This is a genomic window from Streptomyces sp. GL_141, from assembly GCF_057834385.1.
On record NZ_CM174402.1, the window covers coordinates 7,409,037 to 7,432,617 of the forward strand.

General features: G+C 72.5%; 20 protein-coding genes. 16 read left to right on the plus strand and 4 right to left on the minus strand.

Annotated elements, in window-relative coordinates; genetic code table 11:
* Positions 1–33 precede the first annotated feature (33 nt).
* The 4 genes from AC3IX6_RS33065 to AC3IX6_RS33080 all read left to right on the plus strand — a co-directional run bounded on the left by AC3IX6_RS33065 (position 34) and on the right by AC3IX6_RS33080 (position 3,020).
* On the plus strand, positions 34–993 hold the full coding sequence (locus AC3IX6_RS33065; RefSeq protein WP_489366957.1) for a LysR family transcriptional regulator: 960 nt from the start codon (positions 34–36) through the stop codon (positions 991–993).
* Positions 994–1,118: 125 nt separating this feature from the next.
* On the plus strand, positions 1,119–1,751 hold the full coding sequence (locus AC3IX6_RS33070; protein WP_489366958.1) for a sulfatase-like hydrolase/transferase: 633 nt from the start codon (positions 1,119–1,121) through the stop codon (positions 1,749–1,751).
* Positions 1,715–2,041 (plus strand): sulfatase-like hydrolase/transferase, encoded by a 327-nt coding sequence (locus AC3IX6_RS33075; RefSeq protein WP_489371635.1) that lies wholly within the window; start codon positions 1,715–1,717, stop codon positions 2,039–2,041. The genes AC3IX6_RS33070 and AC3IX6_RS33075 overlap by 37 nt, the downstream gene beginning before the upstream one ends.
* A 94-nt stretch (positions 2,042–2,135) precedes the next feature.
* Entirely contained in the window at positions 2,136–3,020 is an 885-nt protein-coding gene (locus tag AC3IX6_RS33080; protein WP_489366959.1) for a formylglycine-generating enzyme family protein, read from the plus strand.
* A gap of 6 nt (positions 3,021–3,026) precedes the next feature.
* Here AC3IX6_RS33080 and AC3IX6_RS33085 read toward each other — a convergent pair whose 3' ends face one another.
* The 3 genes from AC3IX6_RS33085 to AC3IX6_RS33095 all read right to left on the minus strand — a co-directional run bounded on the left by AC3IX6_RS33085 (position 3,027) and on the right by AC3IX6_RS33095 (position 6,885).
* Complete coding sequence (locus AC3IX6_RS33085; RefSeq protein WP_489366960.1) at positions 3,027–3,626, minus strand: TetR/AcrR family transcriptional regulator; 600 nt, start codon at positions 3,624–3,626, stop codon at positions 3,027–3,029.
* A gap of 79 nt (positions 3,627–3,705) precedes the next feature.
* Positions 3,706–5,694, minus strand: a complete 1,989-nt coding sequence (locus AC3IX6_RS33090; protein ID WP_489371636.1) for a galactose-binding domain-containing protein — start codon at positions 5,692–5,694, stop codon at positions 3,706–3,708.
* Between the two features lie 297 nt (positions 5,695–5,991).
* Positions 5,992–6,885, minus strand: coding sequence for a helix-turn-helix domain-containing protein (locus tag AC3IX6_RS33095; RefSeq protein ID WP_489366961.1), 894 nt, complete (start codon positions 6,883–6,885; stop codon positions 5,992–5,994).
* Here AC3IX6_RS33095 and AC3IX6_RS33100 point away from each other — a divergent pair.
* The 12 genes from AC3IX6_RS33100 to AC3IX6_RS33155 all read left to right on the plus strand — a co-directional run bounded on the left by AC3IX6_RS33100 (position 6,884) and on the right by AC3IX6_RS33155 (position 22,601).
* Positions 6,884–7,456, plus strand: coding sequence for a DUF2000 family protein (locus tag AC3IX6_RS33100; RefSeq protein WP_489366962.1), 573 nt, complete (start codon positions 6,884–6,886; stop codon positions 7,454–7,456). The genes AC3IX6_RS33095 and AC3IX6_RS33100 overlap by 2 nt on opposite strands.
* Positions 7,457–8,015: 559 nt before the next feature.
* A complete protein-coding gene (locus AC3IX6_RS33105) occupies positions 8,016–8,402 on the plus strand; it encodes a hypothetical protein (protein ID WP_489366963.1) in 387 nt (128 codons plus the stop codon).
* Complete coding sequence (gene pstC, locus AC3IX6_RS33110) at positions 8,399–9,421, plus strand: phosphate ABC transporter permease subunit PstC (RefSeq protein ID WP_489366964.1); 1,023 nt, start codon at positions 8,399–8,401, stop codon at positions 9,419–9,421. The genes AC3IX6_RS33105 and pstC overlap by 4 nt, the downstream gene beginning before the upstream one ends.
* Complete coding sequence (gene pstA / locus AC3IX6_RS33115; protein ID WP_489366965.1) at positions 9,418–10,740, plus strand: phosphate ABC transporter permease PstA; 1,323 nt, start codon at positions 9,418–9,420, stop codon at positions 10,738–10,740. Before pstC ends, pstA begins: the two co-directional genes overlap by 4 nt.
* 69 nt (positions 10,741–10,809) lie before the next feature.
* Positions 10,810–12,600 carry a phosphate ABC transporter substrate-binding protein PstS gene (locus tag AC3IX6_RS33120; RefSeq protein WP_489366966.1) on the plus strand — a complete coding sequence of 597 codons (1,791 nt, stop codon included), beginning with the start codon at positions 10,810–10,812 and terminating at the stop codon, positions 12,598–12,600.
* Complete coding sequence (locus tag AC3IX6_RS33125; RefSeq protein ID WP_489366967.1) at positions 12,600–15,335, plus strand: hypothetical protein; 2,736 nt, start codon at positions 12,600–12,602, stop codon at positions 15,333–15,335. Before AC3IX6_RS33120 ends, AC3IX6_RS33125 begins: the two co-directional genes overlap by 1 nt.
* 140 nt (positions 15,336–15,475) lie before the next feature.
* Positions 15,476–16,471, plus strand: coding sequence for a hypothetical protein (locus AC3IX6_RS33130; RefSeq protein ID WP_489366968.1), 996 nt, complete (start codon positions 15,476–15,478; stop codon positions 16,469–16,471).
* A 41-nt stretch (positions 16,472–16,512) separates the two neighbouring features.
* Positions 16,513–18,084, plus strand: a complete 1,572-nt coding sequence (locus AC3IX6_RS33135; protein ID WP_489366969.1) for an Ig-like domain-containing protein — start codon at positions 16,513–16,515, stop codon at positions 18,082–18,084.
* 112 nt (positions 18,085–18,196) lie between these two features.
* The gene (locus AC3IX6_RS33140; RefSeq protein WP_489366970.1) at positions 18,197–20,188 is read left to right on the plus strand and encodes a hypothetical protein; all 1,992 of its coding nucleotides are present in this window, start codon (positions 18,197–18,199) and stop codon (positions 20,186–20,188) included.
* 103 nt (positions 20,189–20,291) lie between these two features.
* On the plus strand, positions 20,292–21,191 hold the full coding sequence (locus AC3IX6_RS33145; protein WP_489366971.1) for a sortase: 900 nt from the start codon (positions 20,292–20,294) through the stop codon (positions 21,189–21,191).
* An 11-nt stretch (positions 21,192–21,202) separates the two neighbouring features.
* On the plus strand, positions 21,203–22,021 hold the full coding sequence (locus AC3IX6_RS33150) for a phosphate ABC transporter ATP-binding protein (protein WP_489366972.1): 819 nt from the start codon (positions 21,203–21,205) through the stop codon (positions 22,019–22,021).
* Between the two features lie 43 nt (positions 22,022–22,064).
* Positions 22,065–22,601 (plus strand): NADPH-dependent FMN reductase, encoded by a 537-nt coding sequence (locus AC3IX6_RS33155; protein ID WP_489366973.1) that lies wholly within the window; start codon positions 22,065–22,067, stop codon positions 22,599–22,601.
* Here the strand turns inward: AC3IX6_RS33155 and AC3IX6_RS33160 are convergent.
* Positions 22,598–23,551: an IS481 family transposase gene (locus tag AC3IX6_RS33160; RefSeq protein WP_489366900.1), complete on the minus strand. Its 954-nt coding sequence runs from the start codon at positions 23,549–23,551 to the stop codon at positions 22,598–22,600. The genes AC3IX6_RS33155 and AC3IX6_RS33160 overlap by 4 nt on opposite strands.
* Positions 23,552–23,581 lie beyond the last annotated feature (30 nt).

Consider the following 23,581-nt stretch of genomic DNA (forward strand, 5'->3'; position numbering starts at 1 on the left):
GTGCCGACGGATGGCGCTGCGTAAGCTGCCGGGATGCAGCTGGAGTTGAGACATCTGCAAGCCGTCTGCCAGATAGCGGAGACCGGAAGCCTGGGGGGCGCGGCGCGGATCCTCGGGATCTCCCAGCCGGCGCTCTCCGCCCAGTTGCGCAGGATCGAGCGGGTCACCGGCGGCGAACTCTTCGTCCGGGGGCGGCTCGGGGTCGAACCCACCCCGCTCGGCCAGTTCGTCCTGGCCAAGGCCCGCCGGGTGCTCAGCGAGATGGACGCCCTCGGCTCGGAGGCGCGGGCCCGCACGGCCGACGCACCGCTGCGCCTGGGCTGCATCCTGCTGGTGCTGATCGACGGACTGATCGCCCGGCAGGACCTGGTCCTGTCCGGCCGGGAGATCACCGTGGACCTCGAGGACTCGGTGACCGCCCTGGTGCGGATGCTCGGCGCGGGCCGCTACGACGTCATCGTGTACGGAGAGGTGAACGACCACGAGGTGCCGCTGCCCGCCGGAGTGGCGGCCCGCACCCTGGTCCCCAAGGAGCCCTTCTGCATCCGCATGTCAGCCCGGCACCCGCTGGCCCGGCTGGAGGCCCTCGATCTCGCGGACCTCGCCGACGAGCAGTGGATGACCCTGGTCGAGGACGACGACGGCGGACCCGAGGCGCTGGTCGAGGCCTGCGCCAAGGCCGGCTTCGTCCCCGCACTGCGCTACCGGATCACCGACCGCATGATGCAGTACGACCTGATCTCCGCGGGCCGGGCCGTATCGCTCAGCCAGCCCACCGCACCCGCCGTGCCGGGCACGGTGATGCGCCCGCTGATCGGGGCCCCGATCACCGGGCGCATCCGGCTGGCCTGGAACCGCTCGACGGTCTCGGCCGGCCAAGCGGAACTCTTCTACCGGTCGGCCGCCTACGCGTATCTGGCCAATGTGGACAACAACCCCTTCCACCGGGCCTGGTGGGACGAGCATCCGGAAGCCCATCCCGCCCAGGACTGACGTCATTTCATACTCCGTACATGGAACGGGTATTCGGATCCCTTTACGCTCTCCGCAGGGCAGCGGCCGGCACACCATTCTTTGCGAGGTAGGGGGGCGCCTTCGGGGAGCAGGAGGAAATACCCATGAGCAAGAGAGCCCGCACCCAGGTCAGCCGGAGAGGATTCCTCGCCGGCACCGCGGCGGCCGCGGCGGCCGCCACCGTGCCCGCGATCGGACAGGCGGCCGCGGCCCCTGCCGCCGCCGGCCGCCCGAACATCCTGCTGATCGTCACCGACGACCAGTCCAAACAGACCGACTGGGCACTCCAGAAGACCATCGGCCGGCTAGCCGGCCAGGGCGTGAAGTTCAACCACGGGCACGTCACCACCCCCCTGTGCTCGCCCTCCCGCTCCTCGGTGTTCTCCGGCCGCTACGCCCACAACCACGGGGTCCGCAACAATGCCTCCTCGGCCGTGCTGGACCAGAACACCACCGTCCAGCGCTATCTGAAGCAGGCCGGGTATCGCACGGGCCTCTTCGGCAAATACCTCAATTCCTGGAACATCGCGGACGCGCCGCCGCATTTCGAGGAATTCGCCCTGCTCCAGCCCGGATACGTCGATGCCAAGTGGAACGTCAACGGGGCGGTCCAGACGATCAACGGCTACACCACGAACATCATCAGGAACCGGACGCTGAGCTCTCGGTCGACGACGCCGTCCAGGCCTTCAAGGACAAGCTGGCGGCCACCGGACAGCTCGACAACACCCTCGTGATCTACATCGGCGACAACGGCTTCGGCTGGGCCGACCACGGCTGGACCGCCAAGTCCGTGCCCTACAGCCCCGCCCACGAGGTGCCCTTCTGCCTCTCCTGGCCCGCCGGAGGCCTCGGAGCCGGCACGGTGGACAACCGCATCGTCGCCAACATCGACATCGCGCCCACCATCCACGCCGCAGACCCCCACCAGCTGGTCAACAAGCTGTACCGGGCCACCCCGACGCAGGAACGGAACCTGGGCATCCCCGCCCTGGCCGCCCAGCTCGCCGCCGACCGGGTCGGCTAGCCGCGGGGCCGTCCTCCGCTCGACCTCCGGCCGGGCGCCGCTCGCCCGCGCCCGGCCGGACCGGCACCCATCCGTACGCTCACCGGAGCCCCTCATGTCCTCCTCCTGCTGCACCCCGGGCCACGACTCCCCGGCCGGTGCCCGCACCCTGCTCGCCGCGCCAGCGCTCCCCGCGCCCCGGCCCGTACGCGGTCTGCTCGACCTGCCCGGGGGCCGGTTCCTCATGGGCACCGAGGAGGCGGACGGGTTCCCGGCGGACGGGGAGGGCCCGGTCAGGGAGGTGGAGGTGGCACCCTTCCGGATCGCGCCGACCACGGTGACGAACGCCCAGTACGCCACCTTCGTGAAGGCCACCGGACACGTCACGGAAGCCGAGGACTTCGGCTTCTCCTTCGTCTTCGCCGGTCTGCTCGCGGCGGAACTCGCCGGCACCGCACCGGCCGTGGAAGGAGTCCCGTGGTGGCGGGCGGTGTCCGGCGCGAGCTGGAAGCGGCCCGAGGGGCCCGGCTCGTCCATCGCCGACCGGCAGAACCATCCCGTCGTCCACGTCTCCTGGAACGACGCGACGGCCTACTGCGCCTGGTCCGGTACCCGACTGCCCACCGAGGCCGAATGGGAGTACGCGGCCCGCGGCGGGCTGGAGCGGCGCCGCTACCCCTGGGGCGACGAACTCGCCCCGGGCGGGCGGACGATGCTCAACATCTGGCAGGGCGACTTCCCCACCCTGCACACCGGCCCCCACCTCGGCACCGTCCCCGTGAAGTCCTACCGCCCCAACGGCCACGGCCTGTACAACACGGTGGGCAACGTCTGGGAATGGTGCTCCGACCCGTTCGCCCCGGGCCACCCCTCCCGCGCGATGCGCGGCGGTTCCTTCCTCTGCCACGACTCGTACTGCAACCGCTACCGGGTCGCGGCCCGCAGCTCCAACACCCCCGACAGCTCGACGTCGAACATCGGCTTCCGGGTGGCGGCTTGAGGGGGATCAGGTCGCGGGCACGACGAGCCCGGCCACGTGATCGGTGACCATGTCGAGGATCTCGGCGGCCGCCTTGTCGTCGCCGAGGACCAGGAAGTTCAAGGTCACCCCGTCCGTCATGGCCGCCAGATAGCGGGCCAGCACGGTCACCGGCACGCTGAGCTCGAACGGGTGGATGAGGCGCAGCTCCTCGAGCAGCACGGTGTACGCGTCGCAGTAGGACTCGTACTGCTTGCGCGCCAGGTGCCCGAACTCCGGCTGGCGCAGCGCGTACTGGGTGAGCTCGTAGGTGAGCATGTGCGCGCCGGGACTGGCCGCCACGTGGTCCCAGTACGCCTGGAAGCCGGCCCGGACGGTTTCCCGCAGGGTCGGCCTCGGCAGGATCGCGGCCTTCACGAGGGTGACGTAGTGCGCCGTGATGGTCTCGATGACCGACTCCAGCAGCGCCTGCTTGGAGTCGAAGCAGTAGTGGAAGACGCTCAGGGAGACGCCCGCCTCCGCGGCGATGGACCGGGTCGTGGTCCTGGACACCCCGTCGCGGGTCATCGCACGGATCGCCGCCTCCGTCAGCTGCCTGCGCCGGTCGGTCAACGGCATCCGTGCCATGTACGGGTTCCCCTTCGTTCCGGTGCGCCCCGAGCGGGGTGTCCGCGGGCACCGGCCCCGGACACCCCGCTCGACGCCGTCAGCTGCTGTATACGCCGACTTCGTACAGGGAGTAACCCCACTGCGTACCGCGTCCCGCTCCGTGGACGCGCACGTACCGGGCCGGGACCCCGGCGAACTGCGCCGTGTCCAGGCCGCCGTCACCGCTCGCCGTGGACCAGGCCGTCTGCCAGTTCGTGCCGTCCGGGGAGAGCTCGATGCGGTACGACCTTCCGTACGCGCGCTCCCATTCGAGCGTGACCCGCTTGACCAGGGCCGGTGAGCCCAGGTCGAACTGCACCCACTGGTCGTCGCTCCAGTCGCTCGCCCAGCGGCTGCCCCGGTCGCCGTCCACGGCCCTGCCGGGCGCGTAGCTGATGAACGGGTTCCACTCGGCGGAGCTCGCCGAGGCGGCCGTGCCCGCCGCGAGGTTCACGCCGGCCTTGTGCTGCTCGGAGTTGCCCCAGGTGCGCAGGTAGGACTCGGCGCCCTTGAACAGGTCGTCCACCACGCCCTGTCCGCCGGTGAGCCGGATGTCCTCGATCCAGTCGGGCACCAGGCCGTAGTGGGAGGCGCCGTCGGTGTTGAGGTCCCACGTGCGCTGGCCGGTGGTCACCTTGTCGATGACCGAACCGCCGTCGGTGCTGCGGAAGGGGTACGTGACCGGGTTGGGCGTGTTCGCCCCGCGCGGGCCGGGCCAGCCGCCGACGCCGTTCATGTCGGTTCCGTAGCCGTAGCCGACGTTGTACTTCTCGCGCAGCGCGTCGGTCCGCTTGGCCTCGGCGCTGAAGCCCTCGGAGCCGCCCATGTACGCGGCGGCGAAACCGCCGAGCTTGTAGAGCCGCTCGGTCCAGCCCAGGTCCATCCAGCTGTGCGAGGAGATCACGCCGGGGTACGACTCGGTCTCGAGGATGTCGAAGGCCTGGCCGGCCGCCTTCACGCTCATGTGGTCGAGTTCGAGCATCATCTTGCGTTTCATCATGCCGCGCACCGCGTAGTCACCGAGGTCGGTGAGGCCGCGGGTGTTGCACTGGGCGCCCGAGGCGTACGAGGGCACGCTCACGCCCGCCGGCAGCTCCTTCTCGGCGGCGGCCGCCGGGGCCAGGCCGATGGGGTTGTCGTGCTGCGGGCCCGCGCACGCTTCGGTCTTCCAGAAGGTGCCGGTCGACAGGAACTGCCCGACGTTGATGGCGGTGCCCAGCGCGCCCTCGTCGAAGCGGACCCCGCACAGGGCGTTGTCGAACTTGTGGCACAGGAACATGCTGCGCACGCCGAGGTTGTACAGCTCGTCGAGCCCGCGGTCGATGTCCTGCCTGCTGCACTGCGCGATGTCCAGGATCTGCTTGCAGCCGAAGGGCTCGGAGGTCTCGACGCCGAGGACCACGGCCAGCTTGCCCTGCTTGATCACCTCGCGGGCCTGGGCGGAGTCGGTGACGATGCGGAACCAGCCCTTGCCGGCGCCGCCGTACATCTTGTCGACGTAGGCCTGCATGTCGTAGGTCTTCTTCGCCTCCAGACGGATGGCGGTCATCTCGTCGCAGCTGCGGTCCTTGAAGAAGTAGACCGAGCAGATCACCCCGTTGGTGACGAGGTCGTTGACGAGGACGCGCTGACCGCCGCGCCAGGCGCGCTCGATCCAGGCGTAGTAGTTCTGCTGGTGGGTCAGCGAGTCGTGCGCGGGCCAGTCCTTGAAGGTGGGCCAGCCGTCGGGGTCGTGCTTGCCGTCGCCGCCCTTGGTGATGAAGTCGAAGATCGCGAGGCTGCCGTCCGGGTAGTGCTCCGGACAGTCCTTGAGCGCGTCGGCGATGCCGGCGTCGGAGAACGGCTTGCCGCAGATCAGGCGGCCGCCGAAGCCCTCGTTGGACATGATGTGGTCGTGCGCGTCGACGAAGCCGCGGACGTTGCCCTGGGCGTCGGTGCCCTTGAAGGGCTCACCGGTCACGTTGACCTGGGAGTCGGGCGCGGGCCGTGCGGTGGGGTTCCACCAGCCGTTGTCCGCCGCCGCTCCCGGGACGGGGCCGAGCACCATGGCGAGCAGGCCGAGGAGCAGGGACAGGATCGCGAACGGCTTGCGCCGGCGGCGGGATCGTGGTTCCGGTTCCGGTCGTCGCCTGTGCGGGTCTGGGGTCATGGCCACTACTCACGTCCTCGGTCGGCGGAGGGCGCGGTCGAGGACACGGTCCACCGGAGGCGTGGCCGCCCTGGCACCTGTTTGTCATGTCCCGCGCAAGCATTGTGTCGAGAATCGCTACTGCCGGGTACAGAGTCAAGAGTCCGGGTCACATGACCTGATGGATCGTCACCCTACTGGCCCGGCGGGCCGCCGTCAGCGGTATCCGGAGGAACGGGCGTAGCGCCCGGGGGTGGTGCCGACGACGCGCTTGAAGTGCCGGGTGAAGTGGGACTGATCGTAGAAGCCCGCCGCGACCGCGACCTCGGCGGCCGGGAGGCCGTCGAGGAGCAGCCGGCGGGCCAGGGAGACCCGGCGCGAGACGAGGTACTGGTGCGGGGCGATGCCGAAGGCGCCGCTGAAGGCGCGCACCAGGTGCGCGGGGTGGGCCTGGAGCAGACCGGCCGCCTCCTCCAGGGACAGGCCGCCGGCCGCCCGCTCGTCGAGCAGCTCGCGCAGGCTCCGGGCGAGGCCGGAGCCGGGGCCGTGGCCGGGCCCGCTGCCCTGGCCGGGGCGTGCGGCCCGGGTGTCCGGGAGTTCGAGGCGGGGCCGGAGCAGCGTGCGCAGCCGTTCGCCGATCAGGGCCAGCCGGCTCTCCGCCTCGAACTCGTCGCCGGGAGCGTCCAGGACCCGGTGGAGCTGCCCGACGCGGCGGCGCAGTACGGGGTCGGCGAGGTCGGGGCCGTCCACGGCGGCGCCGATGAAGCGCTCGTCCAGCACGGTCGTGTCCAGGTAGACGACGCGCTTGCGGAACCCGTGCGGTGTCGCGGCGGAGCCGTTGTGCGGGACCTGCGGCGGGAGCAGGCTCACGGTGTCGTCCGGGGTGCCGCGCGCGTGCCGGTCCAGGTCGTAGCGGACGGCGCCGTCGTCGACGATCAGCAGGGTCCAGGAGTCGTGGACGTGCATGGGGTACGCGTGCGCGGTGAAGCGGGCGTGGAAGACCTCGACGACACCCGCGACCCGCGGACGCCAGGCCGAAACCTCCTGCTGGGGCTGCACGCAAAGAACGTACAAGACCGTGCGCGGGGACGCCCGGCAGTCTCGGTGCATGAGCGACGAGAAGCAGACCGACGAGAAGCGGACCGACGAGAAGCAGACCGACGAGAAGCGGACCGACGAGAAGCGGACCGACGAGAAGCGGACCGACGAGAAGCAGAGCGACGGGAATCAGGACGAGAGCCGCAGCGAGGAGGGCGAGCGCGACGCGCCCGTGCGGTTCGACACCAAGATCGCGGTGCTGCTCCGCGAGGACCTGGAGACGTGGCAGCGGCTGAACGTCACGGCGTTCCTCGTCAGCGGGCTCGGTACCGCGCTCCCCGAGGTGATCGGCGAGCCGTACGAGGACGCCGACGGGACCCCCTACCTGCCGATGTTCCGCCAGCCCGTCCTGGTCTTCGAGGGCGGGAAGGAAACGGTGACGGCGGCGCACGAGAGGGCGGTGCGGCGCGGGCTGCGGACGGCGGTGTTCACCTCGGACCTGTTCGGCACGGGCCACGACCGGGCCAACCGGGCGGCCGTGGCGGCGGTGGGCAGGGGGCAGCTCGATCTGGTCGGGATCGCCGTCCACGGGGCGCGCAACGCGGTGGACAAGGTGCTCAAGGGGGCCCGCATGCACGGGTGAGCGCTGCCGGTGAGCGCTGCCGGAGGAGCCGGTGGTGGGATGTCGTTTCGGCCACCGGGTGAGGGGAGCGGGGTCGTTGCGGAGGCGCCCCCAGGGGTCTGCGCGCGTGGTGCTGGAGCCCCGCGCGGCGCTGTACGGAGCCTCCCTTCATCGGGGCGCGAGCCGCTTCCGGGTGCTGTTGTGAAGGTTGCCCGGGGCTCCCGGGAGGCCTGATCCCTGCCCCCGCAACCGAAACGCGCCGCGTCGCACGAAACGTGCCTCCGCCGCGCGTTCACGTGTTCTCCGTTTCTGCTTCACCGATCCGTGTGCCCCAGAGCCCTACGCCCCGTGGATTGTCATGCCCGCGGCCATGGGTGGGTGGCCGTTTTCCGGCCACGCACGGCTTGTGGGGAAGGGGGGCGGTCCGGTGTCTCAGCCACGTTTTCTGTTCGTGTCCTGGGTGGATGGAGAAAGACGTCAGACGCCTGCGCCTATGGCGGGGGGACCGCACGCAGTGCGGGGGGACGGCGGTCACGGCAGCCATGGAGGCCACGGCAGCCACGGCGGCGGGCCCGACGGCGTGACCTGGCGCCTGGTCGGCTCCAACAATCACGAACTCGGCCGCAGCCCTTCCGTGTTCCACGCCCTCGGCGCCTGCTGCACGGCCGTCGAACGGCTCCGGTCGCGGATCGCCGAGGCCGTCCCGATCGTGGTGATGTCCGGTCCCGGTTCCGGCGTCGGCGCCTGGACCTGGCAGCTCGCCCTCGACGACCAGTGCGTGGCCGTGGCCGTGCGCACCTTCCGCCGCCAGCGCGAATGCCGCCACAGCCTCCAGCTGTTCCTGTCCGCCGCCGCCGAGGCGCAGGTGGCCTCCGGCGTCACCCACACCCGTCGGCTGCGCGGTCTGCGGCTGCCCGGTGCCGGGGACGCCCCGGGGCTGGCCCTGCGCGGGGGAGGCCTGCGATGACCGCGACCACGGTGATCCCCCCGGCCGCCCCCGAGGACGAGCACGTCACCCCGCGCGCCCTCGCCCGGAGCGGCGATCCGGCCGACCGGATCTTCCGCGGCTCGGCCCGCACGGCCGGCGCCGCCGTCCTGCTCGTCATGACCCTGGTGGGCGTCTTCCTCGGAGTCCGCGCCCTGCCGGCCCTGGACGATGCCGGCTGGGCCTTCTTCACCACCTCCGCCTGGGAGCCCGACTCCCACAACTTCGGTGTGGCGGCGGTCCTGGTCGGCACCCTGCTCATCGGCGGCGTCGCGATCCTCTTCGCGCTGCCGCTGGCGATGGGCACCGCCCTCTACATCACCGAGTACGCGCCGCGCCGCATCAAGCAGACCCTGATCAGCCTGGTCGACCTGATGGCCGCGGTGCCCAGCGTGGTCTACGGCCTGTGGGGGCTGTTCCTGTTCCAGCCGCACGTGGTCGGCCTGTCCCGCTGGCTCACCACCTACCTGGGCTGGTTCCCGCCCTTCGCGGTCGACGGGGACGACCCGCGCGACCCGCTCAACCCGAACACCTTCTACACCTCCTCCACCTTCATCGCGGGCATGGTCGTCGCCCTGATGGTGACGCCGATCGCCTGCTCGGTGATGCGCGAGGCCTTCGCCCAGGCGCCGCCCGGCGAGCGCGAGGGCGCCTTCGCGCTCGGCGCCACGCCGTGGGGCGTCATCCGCTCCGTCGTCCTGCCCTTCGGCAGGGGCGGGATCATCGGCGGCACCATGCTCGGGCTCGGCCGCGCGCTGGGGGAGACGATCGCCGTCTACCTGATCATCTCGCCGGTCTTCGTGATCCAGCCGCACATCCTCCAGAACGGCGCCATCTCCGTGTCCGCCCTGATCGCCCTGCGCTACGGCTCGGCCAGCCCCCTCGGGATATCCGCCCTGATGGCGGCCGGCCTCACCCTCTTCCTGATGACCCTGGTGGTCAACTTCATCGCCTCCTCGGTCGTGGCCCGCAGCCGCTCCGGAGCGGGGGCCGACGCATGACCGCCCTCACGCACCGGCCGCACGGCCCGGGTACTGCCGCGAAGGGTGCTCCCGGCGCTCCCGGCGCTCCCGCCCTCGCCACCGTCCGCCCGCCCGTGGTCCTCGACGGCGCCGGGGTCCCGCCCGAGCACCGGCGCAACACCGCGACCCTGCACGTGCGCGACGTCCTCGCCATGGTGGGCGCGGCCGCCGCCGCGCTCGCCGTGACCGCCCTGCTGTTCGGCCGGCTCCTGCCCTTCAACGCGCCGCTGGGCTTCGCGGTGGTCCTCTACCTGGCCTTCATGGCGCTCTACGCCGTCCTCGTGTCCCTCGACGAATCCGCCGCCACCGTGCGGGCGCGCCTCGCGCAGGCCCTCGTGCACAGCGTCGCCGCCCTGCTCATGACGGCCCTGGCGTTCGTCGTCGGCTACGTGCTCATGCGCGGCTGGGACGCCCTGGCCCACCTCAACTTCTTCACCGAGGACATGGCCGCCACCGGCCCGCTGGAACCGCTGACCCAGGGCGGGGCGCTGCACGCCATCGTCGGCACCCTGGAACAGATCGGCATCGCCCTGGCGATGTCCGTGCCGCTGGGGCTGGCCTGCGCGGTGTTCCTCAACGAAGTCCCGGGCCGCTACGCCCGGTTCGTCCGCACCATCGTCGAAGCCATGACCGCGCTGCCCTCCATCGTGGCCGGCCTGTTCGTCTACGCGACCTGGATCCTGCTGCTCCAATTCGACAAGTCCGGCTTCGCCGCGGCCCTCGCGCTGTCCGTGATGATGCTGCCCATCGTGATCAGGGCCTCCGACGTGGTGATCCGGCTCGTGCCGGGCTCGCTGAAGGAGGCCTCCTACGCCCTGGGCGCCGGTCAGTGGCGCACCGTGTGGACCGTGGTCCTGCCCACGTCCCGCTCCGGACTGACCACCGCCGTCATCCTGGGCACCGCCCGCGGCATCGGGGAGACCTCCCCGGTGCTGCTCACCTCCGGCGTCGCCAACGCGCTCAACGCCAATCCCTTCGACGGGCCGCAACTCTCGCTGCCGCTCGCGGTCTTCAGCCTGGTCCAGTCCCCGGAGAAGTCCATGATCGCCCGGGGGTTCGGCTGCGCCGCCCTGCTGATGGCGCTCGTGCTGCTGCTCTTCGTGCTCGCCCGCGTCATCGGCGGCAAGGCCCCGGGCCAGCTCGGCCGCGGCGCGCAGCACCGCCGGGTCCTGGCGTCCGCCCGTGACGTCGAGCGGATGCGGGCCCGGGCCGCCGAGCGGGACCTCGCCCTGGCCGAAGAGGAGGCCGGGGGGCCGGAGCCACAGGGGTGGCAGGCGCTACCTCCGCCCCGGGCGTAGCCCCCCTCGCTCCTCGCGGCCCGCGCCGCGTCCATTCGTACGATCTGTGACCGATCAGGAGAGTTACCCATGCCCGGACGACCCCCGGCACACCCGGTGCGTGCCCCTTCGGGCGGCCGCACACCCGACCGGCGCGGCCGCCTCCGCGTCCGCGGACTCGCGCTGGTCCTGGCGGCGCTGGCCGCCGTGCTCCCCGGTGCGGTGCCGGCCGCCGCCGAGAGCTACGTACCGGTCTCCGGCGCGGGTTCCACCTGGAGCCAGAACGCCCTCGACCAGTGGCGGGCCAACGTCAAGCAGTACGGCATGACGGTCAACTACAGCGGTACGGGATCGTCCGACGGCCGCAACCAGTTCCGCAACGGCACCGTCGACTTCGCGGTCTCCGAGATCCCCTACGGGATCAAGGACTCGGGGGTCGTCGACCCGCCGCCCGCGCGGAAGTTCGCCTACATGCCGATCGTCGCGGGCGGCACGGCCTTCATGTACAACCTCAAGATCGGCAACCGCCGGGTCACCAACCTCCGCCTCTCCGGCGAGGTCGTGGCCAAGATCTTCACCGGCGTGATCACCACGTGGAGCGACCCGGCGATCAAGGCCGACAACCCCGGCCTCGCGGCCTCCCTCCCCGCCCGCAAGATCGTCCCCGTCGTCCGCTCCGACGGCTCGGGCACGACGGCCCAGCTGACCAAGTGGATGAGCACGGAGCACGGGGCCCTGTGGGACGCCTACTGCGGCAAGGCCGGCCGCTCCACCCCCTGCGGCCAGACCTCCAACTTCCCCACCATCGCGGGCCGCGGGTTCGTCGGCCAGTCCGGCTCCAACGGCGTCTCCGGCTACGTGGCCCAAGAGGGCAACATCGGCACCATCACGTACGTGGAGTACTCCTACGCGGTCTCCACGACGGGCTTCCCGGTCGTCAAGGTCCTCAACAAGTCGGGCTACTACACCGAGCCCACCGCCCAGAACGTCGCCGTGTCCCTCGGCAAGGCGGAGATCGACCCCGTCGACCTCACGCAGAAGCTGGAAGGGGTCTACGCGGGGGCCGACCATCGCACCTACCCGCTCTCCAGCTACAGCTACATGATCATCCCGACGGCGCAGGAATCGAACTTCAACCCGCAGAAGGGCAAGGCGCTCGGCGCCTTCGCCTACTACTTCCTCTGCGAGGGGCAGCGCTCCGTCGACCGGCTCGGCTACTCGCCGCTCCCCATCAACCTCGTCCAGGCGGGGCTGGAGCAGGTGCGCCGCATCCCCGGGGTGACCGTGGCGAACATCGACATCAAGAACTGCCGCAACCCCACCTTCTCGCCCGACGGCAGGAACACCCTGGCCGAGACCGCCCCGATGCCCGCCGCCTGCGACAAGCAGGGCGCCACCCAGTGCGAGACCGGCACCGGCGGCAACAAGACCCCGACGCAGACCGGTGGTTCCGGTGGCGGCGGGGCGGCCTCCGGCGGCGCCGCTGCCTCCGGCGGTGGTACGGGCGGCACGGGCGGCGCTGCCACGGGTGGCACGGGCGGCACGGGCTCCGGCGGAGCCACGGGCGGCTCCGCGGCCTCGGGCGGCACGGGCGGTGCCGACGGCGCGAGCGGCGCGGGAGCCGCCACCGGCGGTACGGGTGAGGCCACGGGCGGCGACGGTACGGCCACCGGGGGAGTGGACCCCGTCACCGGACAGCCCCTCGCGGCCGGCGCGGCCGACCTGTTCGGGATCCCCGTCACCACCTCGACCGGCATCGGCGGGACCCTGCAGACCGTCCTGATGGTGCTCGGCGCCCTGATCCTGCTGGCCGTCACGGTCGCCCCGCCGCTGCTCACCCGGCGCCTGGCTCGGCGCGGCCGCACGGGAGGCGGGTCCTGATGCGCACCCCGTTCGGCATGCCGTCCGGTACCCGGCTCCGCACCCCGCGCCGCACGCGGCGGATCCGGCTGCTCTTCGGCTCGCTCTGCCTGGTCCTGCTGCCCGTGGTCGCCACCTCCGGGCCCGCCGGCCTCGGCCCGCAGGCCGCGTACGCGGCAGGCGGGGAGGGTTCCGAGGTCACCGTGTCCGGGTCCGGCGAGTTCGCCGACCTCAAGGTGACGGTCGGCCAGACCCGCAACCTCGTCGGCCAGGTCGTCAAGATCTCCTGGACCGGCGGCAAGCCCACCGTGTCCGACACCGCCTACAGCGCCAACTACCTCCAGATCATGCAGTGCTGGGGCGACGAGCCCACCGGCCCCGCCGTCGACCAGTGCCAGTTCGGCGGTTCCTCCGCCCTCGGCGCGGGCGCGGGGAACCAGGCCGGGGCCTACACCAACACCCGCCAGCTCAACTACGGCGCCAACCTCCAGGATTCGGAACGCGAGCCGCTGCCGCCCCCCACCCCGAGCGGGATCTCGTACGCCCCCTTCCGCACGGTGGGCGGGGACCCGGTCAGCCCGGGCAACTGGAACGAGTTCTACGACGTCAACAGCACCAACGAGGTCCCGTACGCCCGCACCAACGCCCGCGGAGCCGGCGAGGTCTGGTTCGAGACCCAGACCACCGTCGAGGCCCCCGGCCTCGGCTGCGGCTCCGCGGTCACCGGCCCCCAGGGCGCCGTCGGCGGACGCGGGTGCTGGCTGGTGATCGTCCCGCGCGGCGAGAAGGAGGTCGACGGCAGCCCGCACACCGCGCAGTCCAGCGGACAGCTCCAGTCCTCCCCGCTCAGCCCGGCCAACTGGAAGCAGCGCATCGTCGTCCCGCTCGGCTTCGAACCCCTGGGCAGCTACTGCCCGATCGGCGCCGAGGAACGCGGCACCATCGGCAGCGAGATGGCCGCCGAGGCCGTCACCCGCTGGCAGCCCGCCCTGTGCCGGACCGGTGGCAAGGCCATCTACGGCTACGCCCAGGTCCCCGACGAGACCGCCCGCGTCAAACTGCTCTCCGGCACCCCCGGGCTGGTCTTCCTCGGCCGGCCCGCGCCGGCCGACCCCGTGCGCAAACCCGTCTACGCGCCCGTGGCCCTCTCCGGCATCACCATCGGCTTCTTCATCGAGAGCCAGGCCGGATTCGCGGCGCCCGACGAGGTCAAGGCCCGCAACGGAACCCGGCTCGGCAGCCTGCGGCTGACCCCGAGGCTGGTGGCGAAGCTGCTGACCGAGTCCTACCAGGACGGCAACTCCCGCTTCGCCGAGAGCACCGCGAAGAACCCGGTGAACCTGGGCCGGGACCCGGAGTTCATGAAGCACAACCCCGCCTACGCGGGACTGGACTTCGGCGGCAAGCTCGGTGACGCCCTGGTCCCGCAGCCGCTCGCCGACACCACCCGCCAGCTGTGGGACTGGGTGTCCCGGGACCCGGCCGCGCGGGAGTTCCTCGACGGCACGCCCGACAACACGGGCGCGCACGGGGACACCGCCTACGCCGGCATGGCCGTGAACCCGAACTACCGGGGGCTGTCCGTGCCGTTGGACACCTTCCCCAAGAGCGACCCGTACTGCCAGGCGTTCCCCGTGGAGCACCCCGAGTCCCCGCTCTGCATCCAGGACAAACACCCCTACGCCACCGACATGCACGCCGCCGCGCGCGCCGCGAGCCGCGGGGACACCCTGGCCCGTACCTCCTGGGACGCCACGGCCACCCCGCCCTCGTACAAGAAGGACCCGCCGCAGCTCGCCGGTTCGCGCGCCGTGCTCGCCGTCACCGACACCGCGACCGCCGACCGCTACGGCCTGGTGCGCGCCGAACTCCTCAACGCGGGCGGCTCGTTCGTCGCCCCCGAGCCGGCCGCCCTGATCGCCGCCGCGAGCGCCCGCAAGGCCGGGGCCGACGGGGTCAGCTCTCCCGACCCGGCGGCCGCGGACCCGGCGGCGTACCCGCTCACCGTCCTCACCTACGCCGCCACCGTGCCCGCCGACCTCACCGAGGCGGAGGGCAAGGACTACGGCGCCATGCTGGCCTACGCGGCCGCCCAGGGGCAGACCCCCGGCGTGTCCGCGGGCAGCCTGCCGCACGGCTACGCCCCGCTGCCGGAGGCCCTGCGCGCCCAGACCCGGGCGGCGGCGCAGCGGGTGAGCACCGAGGCGGGCAAGAAGCCGACGCCCACGCCGGAGCCCTCGGCCCCGACGGCCCCGGCGCCGGGCACCGCGGGCGGCACATCGTCCGGCACGGGCGGCGCGGCGGTCGCCGGCGGATCCGGCTCGGCCGGTACGGGGACCTCCGCCTCCGGAGCCTCGGCGGCGGGCGCCGGCTCCGCGGCGGGCGGCGCGGCCGCACCCGGCCCCGCGGCGGCCTCACCCAGCGCCTCCGCGGCGGCCACCGGCGCCGCGGGTGCCACGGGCGCCACCGGCACCTCGGGCTCCCCGGCCGCCCAGGCGGCGGGAACCACCCCGGACTGGGTCGTCGGAGCCATCCGCAACGTCCTGCTGATCTGCCTCGTGGTCGGGGCGCTCGCGGCCTTCGCGGGACCGCTGCTCCCGCGCTTCCTGCCCGGGGCCCTGCTCTGGCTGCGGTCGCTGCGGGGGGCCGCGGGGGGAGCGGCCGTCGCGTCCGGCGGGCCCGCGGACCTGCCGGCGGACTGGGCGACGCACAAGAAGACCGGCCCGAGGGACTGGAGCCCGCCGGACCAGGACTGAATCCGCTCCCGTCCCGGCTCCGTACGACGAGAGGAGGTGGTGCCCGGCGACGACCGTCTGACCAATCCGCGCCAACGGAACTTCATCCCACGCGCGCCGGGCACCACCCCGGGCGCAGCCTAGCTGAGGGGTCATCCCAAGTGAACAAGAAGAAAATCGCCTTCGGCGTCTCGGCCTTCGCTCTCGCGGCCACCATCGCGGGCGCCGGCCTCGCCGCCGCCGACCCGTCGGGCCCGCCGCCGTACCGCCAGCTCTCCGGCGTCGGCTCCGACACCACCCAGGACGTCATGAACGGTCTGGCCGCGGCCATCACCGTGAACGGCCAGAAGGTCATCGGCTCCTACGACTCCACCGGCTCCGCCAACATCACCACCAAGGACCCGGCGGTCAACGCGAACTGCACCATGGCCCGCCCGAACGGCTCGGGCGCCGGCCGCTCCGCGCTGCTCACCTCGCTCCAGGCGGGCAACGGCTGTCTGGACTTCGCCCGTTCCTCCTCGCTGAACCTGGCGGCGGCGGCCCCGGGCCTGACCTACGTGCCCTTCGCGGTCGACGGCGTCACCTACGCCATCACCCCCGGCTCGGCGATCCCGCGCAAGCTGACGCTGACCGACCTGAAGGCGATCTACCACTGCGACCCGAACTACGTGGGCACGGGTCCCAACTACGCCATGACGGTCTACCTGCCGCAGGCCGGCTCGGGCACCCGCGGCTTCTGGGAGTCCCAGATGGGGATCACGGACGCCGACGTCGTCGCCGGCATCTACCCCTGCATCAAGGACAAGAAGGGCACCACCCCGGTGCAGGAGCACGACGGCCGCCTCCTCGACGACAAGTCGATCGTGCCGTTCTCCATCGCCCAGTACCAGTCGCAGTCCTCGCAGACGATCGCGGACCTGCGCGGCCGCGCCATCCTCGGCACGGTCGACGGGACCTCGCCCACCGTCCTCAACAGCGGGTTCGGCGTGAAGCGCGACGTCTACAACGTGATCCCGACCAACAAGGTGGCCACGGCTCCGTGGAGCACCGTCTTCGTCGGCGCCAACTCCGAGATCTGCAAGCAGACCTCGGTGATCAACACGTACGGCTTCGCCACCAGCCCGAACTGTGGCGACACCACCAAGCAGACCCCGTGACCCTGATCGCCGCCCGAGCTTCACATTCTGGAGACGTTGTGTTGAAGAACAGAGTTATGCGGACCATGGCCCTGGGGGTCGCCGCCGTGACCACCGCCTTCGCCGCGGGTCTGGCCGGAGCGGGCGCCGCGTACGCCGCCCCGATCGGAACGATCGAGATCAACCCGGCGACCGGCGCGGACACGTCCGGCATCGCGTTCACCACCTCGGCGGCCTGCCCGGCCAATGCCACCAACGTGCTGGTCACGGTGGCGGGTTCCGGCTTCCCGGCCGAGGGTCTGAACGTGGTCGGCAACTCGCCCATCGCGACCTACCCGACCGCCGCCAACGGCGGCATGGTCATCCCGCTCACCTCCACGATGCGGGACTACGCCAGCCAGGCGGGCTTCACCACCCTCCAGGGCAAGTACGACTTCACCGTGATCTGCCGGACCGCCTTCAACGGCACCAGCCTCGGCGACTACACGGGCGCGATCTGGTTCACCTCGAACACCACGTACCAGAACACCGACCCGGCGGTGAAGACCGACACCGTCACCTCCCTCGCGGTCACCCCGGCCGGTCCCGCGCAGGCGGGCACCCCGGTCACCCTGACCGCGGGCGTCACCCCGGCCGGCGCCGGCGGCACCGTCCAGTTCAAGGACGGCGCGGCCGACCTGGGCACCCCGGTCACCGTGAACAACGGCACCGCGGCGCTCACCACGTCCAACCTGACCGCCGGTACGCACAACCTGACGGCCGTCTTCACGCCGGCGAGCGCCTCCTACAACGGCTCGGCCTCCGCCGCCGTCTCCTACGTGGTCACGGCCGCTGCGGCCACCGCCACCACCACCGCCCTGGCCGTCTCCCCGGCCGGCACCGCGCCGCAGTTCAGCCCGGTGACCCTGACCGGTACGGTCACCCCCGCGGGCGCGGCGGGCGCGGTGAAGTTCACCGACACCGTCGGCGGCTCCACCGTCACGCTGGGCACCGTCCCGGTCGCGAACGGCACCGCGGTGCTGAACACCAGCAGCCTCCCGGTGGGCGACCACTCCTTCACCGCCGTGTTCGTCCCGGCCGACGCCGGTGCCTTCCTGGGCTCCGACTCGGGCGCGATCCCGTACGTGGTGGGCGCCTTCGCCGGTGTCTCGGCCTCCGAGACGATCACCACCACCGTCAACTCGGGCGCGCTGGCCATCAGCGTCGCCAACCCGCAGGTCACCCTGCCCTCGCCGGTGCTCAACTCCGACGGGGACCTGCTGACCACGGCCGGCTCCATCAACCCGGTCACCCTCACCGACACCCGCGCCGGCAACCCGGGCTGGACCGTCAGCGGCCAGGTCACCGACTTCTCCGACGGTGCCACCCACGCCATCAACGGCCAGAACCTGGGCTGGAGCCCCAAGCTCGTCGACAAGGCGCCCGCGCAGACGGTGACGCCCGGTTCCGCCGTCCCCGCCGCGCACGGTGCGGCCACCGGCGACTCGGGCACGGCGGGCCTCAAGTCCGCCCGCACCCTCGCCAACGGCACCGGTCTCGGTACCGCGCACGTCACCGCCGACCTGGCGCTGAACGTCCCGACGTCCACGGTCGCCGGTACGTACTCCGCCACCCTCACGCTCACCGCCATCTGATCCAGGCATGAGCTCCGGGCCGGAGCGGACCCCGCCTTCCCGCGGCCCGCTCCGGCCCGCCCCTGACGCCTGGACCCACCGCACCCCTTCCCCTGGATCGGACGCCCGAGCCATGAACCCCACCGCCCCCGCCGCCCGGCGCGGCCGCCGCCCCGGCGCGCCGGCCGCGGCCGCCCCGCTCCTCGCCCTCCTCCTCGCCCTGCTCGCGCTGGTCTCCACGGCGCCGGCCCGGGCCGCGACCTCGGCCCCGGCCGCTCCCGGCGAGGACCGCAAGTCAACCTTCGGCGTGCAGCCCGCCGGGCCGAAGGGGCCCGACGCCCGGCCCCACTTCTCCTACGGGGTCACCGGCGGAGCCACCACGCGCGACCAGATCGCCATCTGGAACTACGGCGAGGAGCCGCTCACCCTCGCCGTCTACGCGAGCGACGCGGTCAACACCCTCGACGGCGGCTTCGACCTGCTCCCGGCCGGCCAGGCCCCGAAGGACGCGGGCAGCTGGATCAAGCTGGAGAAGGACAAGGTCACCGTCCCGCCCAAGGGCAACGTCGTCGTCCCCTTCACCGTCACCGTCCCCCGCGAGGTCACCCCCGGGGACCACACCGGCGGCATCGTCGCCTCGCTCGCCGCCGGAGCCCAGGACAGCCAGGGCAACAAGGTCAAGCTCGACCAGCGGGTCGGCGCCCGCGTCTACATCCGCGCCGCCGGGACCCTCACCCCGCGCCTGGAGGTCCAGCAGGTCGCCGCCTCGTACGAAGGATCCGCGAACCCCTTCTCCGAGGGCTCGGCGACCGTCACCTACACCCTGAGCAACACGGGCAACGTGCGGCTCGGCGCCCGGCAGGCCGTACGCGTCAACGGCCTGTTCGGCACCTCCGTCACCGCGGACGGCGTGAAGGACCTCGGCGACCTGCTGCCCGGCACCTCGCTGAAGATCACCGCCAAGGCCGACGGGGTCGCGCAGGTGCTGCGGTCCTCCGCCGTCGTCTCCGTCCAGCCGGTCGCCGCCCGCGACGGCGTGGACCCCAAACTTCCGTCCCTGACCCGCTCGGTGTCGCTGTGGACGGTCCCGTGGGCGCTGCTCGCGATGGTCCTCGTGATCACCGGGGGCGGGCTGTGGGTGTGGCGCCGCAGGCGCCTGGCCCGGGCCGCGGCCGCCGTGTCGGCCCGCCGGCGTGCCACCCGCGACCCCATCGATACGAACGAACGCCAGAACGCCAAGAAGGAGCCCATCGTGCAGTTCACCCGCCTCAGCCGGCGATCCGCGGCAGGCGCCGCGACTGCGGCCGCCGCCGCCCTCGTGGGCCTGGCCCTGACCGTGCCGACCGCGGCCCACGCCGCCCCGGCCGGCACGGCGAAGATCAACCCCGCCACCGGCAACGACGGCAGCAGCGTCGACCTGACCACCTCGGCCGCCTGTCCGGAGCCCGCCACGAACGTCCTGGTCACGGTGGCCGGCAAGGGCTTCCCGGCCGAGGGCCTCAACGTGGTCGGCAACTCGCCCATCACCACGTACCCGCCGGCGCCGTCGGGCGGCATCAACGTCCCGCTGACGATGACCATGCGGGACTACGCGAGCCAGGCCGGCTTCACCACCCTAGAAGGCCGCTACGACCTGACCGTCGTGTGCCGCAAGGCCTTCGGCACGGAGACCTACGGGACGTTCGCGGCCTCCCTGTGGTTCACCTCCAACACCGAGTACCAGACCACGGACCCGGGGACGGGCAACCCGACGCCGACGCCCACCCCGACCCCCACTCCCACCCCGACCCCCACCGCGACGCCCACCCCGACCCCGACCGCCACCCCGACTCCGACCCCGACCCCCTCGGAGTCCGCGTCCCCCACGCCCACCCCGTCCGAGACGGCCTCCCCGTCCGCGTCGGCCTCCACGGGCACGACCACGAGCGGCGGCAGCAGCGTGGGCGTCTCCACCAACGTCTCGGGCGGAGCCTCCGGCGGCGCCGGCGGCTCCGGCGGCGGCCTGGCCAACACCGGCGCCGACGCCACCACGGTCGGCCTGCTCTCCGGAAGCCTCGTCGTCACCGGCGGCGCGCTCGTCTGGTGGGCCCGCCGCCGCGGCCTGCTGACCTTCGCGGGCAACTGACCGCGGCATCCGCATCCCCGCGGCACACGCATCCCCGCGTCACACGCGTTCCCGCGGCATCCGCGTTCCCGCAGCATCCGCTTCCGCATTCGGAGAAGACACGATGACAGCCACCTCCGCCCCGCCGGTGGACGTGCGCCCCGACCCCGCCGGAGCCCCCGGGGCCCCGGCGGGGCGTACGGGCCCACCCGGCCTGTGGGCCACCGGCGCGGCCCTGGCCATCCTGGGCGCCCTGCTCCTCGGCTTCGTCGCGGAAGTGGGCCCGCTCGGGCACCTGCGCCACGAGCGGGACCGCCGGGTGGGGTACGCGCAGCTGCGGGAAGGGCTCGCCAACGCCACCGCGCCGCTGGGCCCGACCACCCCCGGCACCCCCGTCGCCCTGCTGGAGATCCCGCAGATCGGGCTCCGCGAGGTGGTCCGCGAGGCGACCACCTCCGGGGTGCTGGCCTCCGGGCCCGGCCACCGGCGCGACACGGTCCTGCCCGGCCAGCCCGGCACGAGCATCCTCATGGGCCGCCAGGCGGGCTACGGCGGCCCCTTCGCCCACATCGCCGACCTGGCGCGCGGGGAGACCTTCCTGGTCGTCACCGGCCAGGGCGAGCACACGTACAAGGTGCTGGGCGTGCGCCGCGCGGGCGACCCGCAGCCGGCCCGGCCGACCGGTGACGCGGCCCTGCTCACCCTGATGACCGCGGACGGGACCCCGTACGTGCCGGACGGCGTGGTCCACGTCGACGCCGAACTCACCACGCCCGTACAGCAGTCCGGCGGCCGCACCCCGGGACGGCTGGCCGCGGACGAGGCCCCCCTCGGCAGCCAGACCTCGGCCTGGTTCCCGCTGGTGCTGTGGGCGCAGGCCCTGCTGCTCGCCGCGGCGGCCCTGGCCTGGGCGCGGATCCGCTGGGGCCGCGCGCACACCTGGCTGGTCGGCTTCCCGGTGCTGGCCGCCCTCGGCCTGGCGGTCGCCGACCAGGCCGCCCTCCTCCTGCCCAACCTCCTGTGAACGAGGCCGTGATGACGACGCAGACGCTCCCCCTCCCCGCGCTCCCCGCAACGGGAGCGTCCACCCTCGACGCCCGGGACGTCTCGGCGTGGTTCGGCGGCCGCAAGGTCCTCAACCGCGTCTCCCTGACGATGCCGGGCGGCCAGGTCACGGCCCTGATCGGTCCCTCGGGCTGCGGGAAGTCCACCTTCCTGCGGATCCTGAACCGGATGCACGAGCTGATCCCGGGCGCCGAACTGGCCGGTGAGGTCCTGCTCGACGGCGAGGACGTCTACGCCCGCGGCCGCCGCCTCACCGACGCCCGCCGCCGGATCGGCATGGTCTTCCAGAAGCCGAACCCCTTCCCGGCGATGTCGGTCTACGACAACGTCACGGCGGGCCTCAAGCTGACGGGCATCCGCGCCTCGGGAGCCGAGAAGGACGCCCTGGTCGAGGAGTGCCTGACCAAGGCCGGGCTGTGGAAGGAGGTCCAGGACCGGCTCCGCCAGCCGGGCGGCGCGCTCTCCGGCGGCCAGCAGCAGCGCCTGTGCATCGCCCGCTCCCTCGCGGTCCGGCCGCGGATCCTGCTGATGGACGAACCCTGCTCGGCCCTGGACCCCACGTCCACGCGCCGCATCGAGGAGACCGTCCGCGAGCTGGCCGACGAGGTCACCATCGTGATCGTGACGCACAACATGCAGCAGGCGGCCCGGGTTTCCGACCAGTGCGCCTTCTTCCTCGCGGAACAGGGCACGCCCGGCCAGATCGTGGAACACGGACCCACGGAGGCCATGTTCTCCGCCCCCGCCGACCCGCGCACCTCGGACTACGTCCAGGGCCGCTTCGGCTGACCCCGGCGGCCGGACCCCGCGGCGGATCATTACATTGGGGCACATGTCCACGCTCCCTGTGATCCTTCTGCTGTCGGGGAGCCTGCGCGCAGGCTCCTCCAACGAGACCGTCCTGTGCACCGCACGAGCGGTGGCCCCCGCACGCGTGCGGACGGTCTTCTACGAGGGGCTGGCGGACCTCCCGCACTTCAACCCCGACGACGACGCCGCACCGCTGCCGGGCCCCGTGGCCCGGCTGCGCGCGGCGATCGCCGAGGCGGCCGGGCTCCTGATCTGCACCCCGGAGTACGCCGGCACCCTGCCCGGTTCCTTCAAGAACCTGCTGGACTGGACGGTCGGCGGCACCGAGATCTGCGACAAGCCCGTCGCCTGGGTGAACGCGGCGGCCCCCGGGCGCGGCCAGGGCGCGGAGGCCACCCTGCGGACCGTCCTCGGCTACACCGGCGCCGACATCAGGGACGAGGCCTGCGTACGGATCCCGGTGGACCGCAGGACGGTCGCCGCGGACGGCACCATCGCCGACGAAGCCGTACGAACCCAACTCGCCCGGATCCTCACCCTGCTGGCGGCCGAGGGCTAGGTGTATTGCCCTGTGAGGTTGGGGACGCGGCTGGCGGGTGGTTTGCCTGCGAGTGCGGTGTGTCCGCGGTGGTGATTGTAGGTGTGGAGCCATCGGGGGAATGCGTCGCGTCGTTCCTGCTCTGAGCGGTAGGGGCGGGCGTAGGCCCACTCCTCGGCGAGGGTGCGGTTGAGGCGTTCGACCTTGCCATTGGTCTGGGGTCGGTAGGGCCGGGTTCGCTTGTGGGTGATCCCGGCTGCTGCCAGGGCGTCCCGCCAGAGGTGGGATTTGTAGCAGGAGCCGTTGTCGGTCAGGACGCGCTCGACGGTGATCCCGACGCTGGTGAAGTAGGCGTGTGCCCGCTGCCAGAAGGCGGTCGCGGTTTCCTTCTTCTCGTCGGTGAGGATCTCGCTGTAGGCGAGGCGGGAGTGGTCGTCGACGGCGGTGTGGATGTAGCTGTAGCCCAGGCGGGGCCGCTTTCTGCGGCCGGCCTGGCGGCCGAGGGTCTTGTGGCCGCCGCCGTCGGGGATGTTGCCGAGCTTCTTGATGTCCACGTGGACGAGCTCGCCGGGCTTGGCGCGTTCGTAGCGGCGGATGACACGGCCGGTGGCCCGGTCCAGGTGGGACAGGCGGGCCAGCCCGAACCGGGTCAGCACGCGGTGGACGGTCGAGGGCACCAGGCCCAGCAGGTGGGCGATACGGGCCGGTCCCCACCGCCGGGTGAGTCGGACCTTGATGATCCGGCGTTCAGTGCGGGTCGGGGTCCGGCGTGGGCTGTGGTGCGGGCGCGAGGACCGGTCGCTCATGCCTGCTTCAGCGTGGGAGCGGTAGCGGTCGGCCCACCGCTGGGCGGTCGTCGGCGAGACCTGGAAACGCTCGGCGGCCCGCCGAAGCGGCCAGCCGTCCACGACCACACAGCGGGCAAGGCGCAACCGTCCGGTCTCGGTCAGGGGTGCATTACGGTGGGGCATGAGGGCCTTCTGTCGTTCGGTGTAGACGTC

Bases quoted from the DNA above. Each gene is read 5' to 3' on its own strand.
- AC3IX6_RS33070 (WP_489366958.1), top strand. From the start codon at position 1,119: ATGAGCAAGAGAGCCCGCACCCAGGTCAGCCGGAGAGGATTCCTCGCC.
- pstC (WP_489366964.1), top strand. From the start codon at position 8,399: ATGACCGCGACCACGGTGATCCCCCCGGCCGCCCCCGAGGACGAGCAC.
- AC3IX6_RS33100 (WP_489366962.1), top strand. From the start codon at position 6,884: ATGAGCGACGAGAAGCAGACCGACGAGAAGCGGACCGACGAGAAGCAG.
- AC3IX6_RS33095 (WP_489366961.1), bottom strand. From the start codon at position 6,885: ATGCACCGAGACTGCCGGGCGTCCCCGCGCACGGTCTTGTACGTTCTT.
- AC3IX6_RS33160 (WP_489366900.1), bottom strand. From the start codon at position 23,551: ATGCCCCACCGTAATGCACCCCTGACCGAGACCGGACGGTTGCGCCTT.
- AC3IX6_RS33065 (WP_489366957.1), top strand. From the start codon at position 34: ATGCAGCTGGAGTTGAGACATCTGCAAGCCGTCTGCCAGATAGCGGAG.
- AC3IX6_RS33140 (WP_489366970.1), top strand. From the start codon at position 18,197: ATGAACCCCACCGCCCCCGCCGCCCGGCGCGGCCGCCGCCCCGGCGCG.
- AC3IX6_RS33155 (WP_489366973.1), top strand. From the start codon at position 22,065: ATGTCCACGCTCCCTGTGATCCTTCTGCTGTCGGGGAGCCTGCGCGCA.
- AC3IX6_RS33090 (WP_489371636.1), bottom strand. From the start codon at position 5,694: ATGGTGCTCGGCCCCGTCCCGGGAGCGGCGGCGGACAACGGCTGGTGG.
- AC3IX6_RS33085 (WP_489366960.1), bottom strand. From the start codon at position 3,626: ATGGCACGGATGCCGTTGACCGACCGGCGCAGGCAGCTGACGGAGGCG.
- AC3IX6_RS33120 (WP_489366966.1), top strand. From the start codon at position 10,810: ATGCCCGGACGACCCCCGGCACACCCGGTGCGTGCCCCTTCGGGCGGC.
- AC3IX6_RS33080 (WP_489366959.1), top strand. From the start codon at position 2,136: ATGTCCTCCTCCTGCTGCACCCCGGGCCACGACTCCCCGGCCGGTGCC.
- AC3IX6_RS33125 (WP_489366967.1), top strand. From the start codon at position 12,600: ATGCGCACCCCGTTCGGCATGCCGTCCGGTACCCGGCTCCGCACCCCG.
- AC3IX6_RS33145 (WP_489366971.1), top strand. From the start codon at position 20,292: ATGACAGCCACCTCCGCCCCGCCGGTGGACGTGCGCCCCGACCCCGCC.
- pstA (WP_489366965.1), top strand. From the start codon at position 9,418: ATGACCGCCCTCACGCACCGGCCGCACGGCCCGGGTACTGCCGCGAAG.
- AC3IX6_RS33150 (WP_489366972.1), top strand. From the start codon at position 21,203: ATGACGACGCAGACGCTCCCCCTCCCCGCGCTCCCCGCAACGGGAGCG.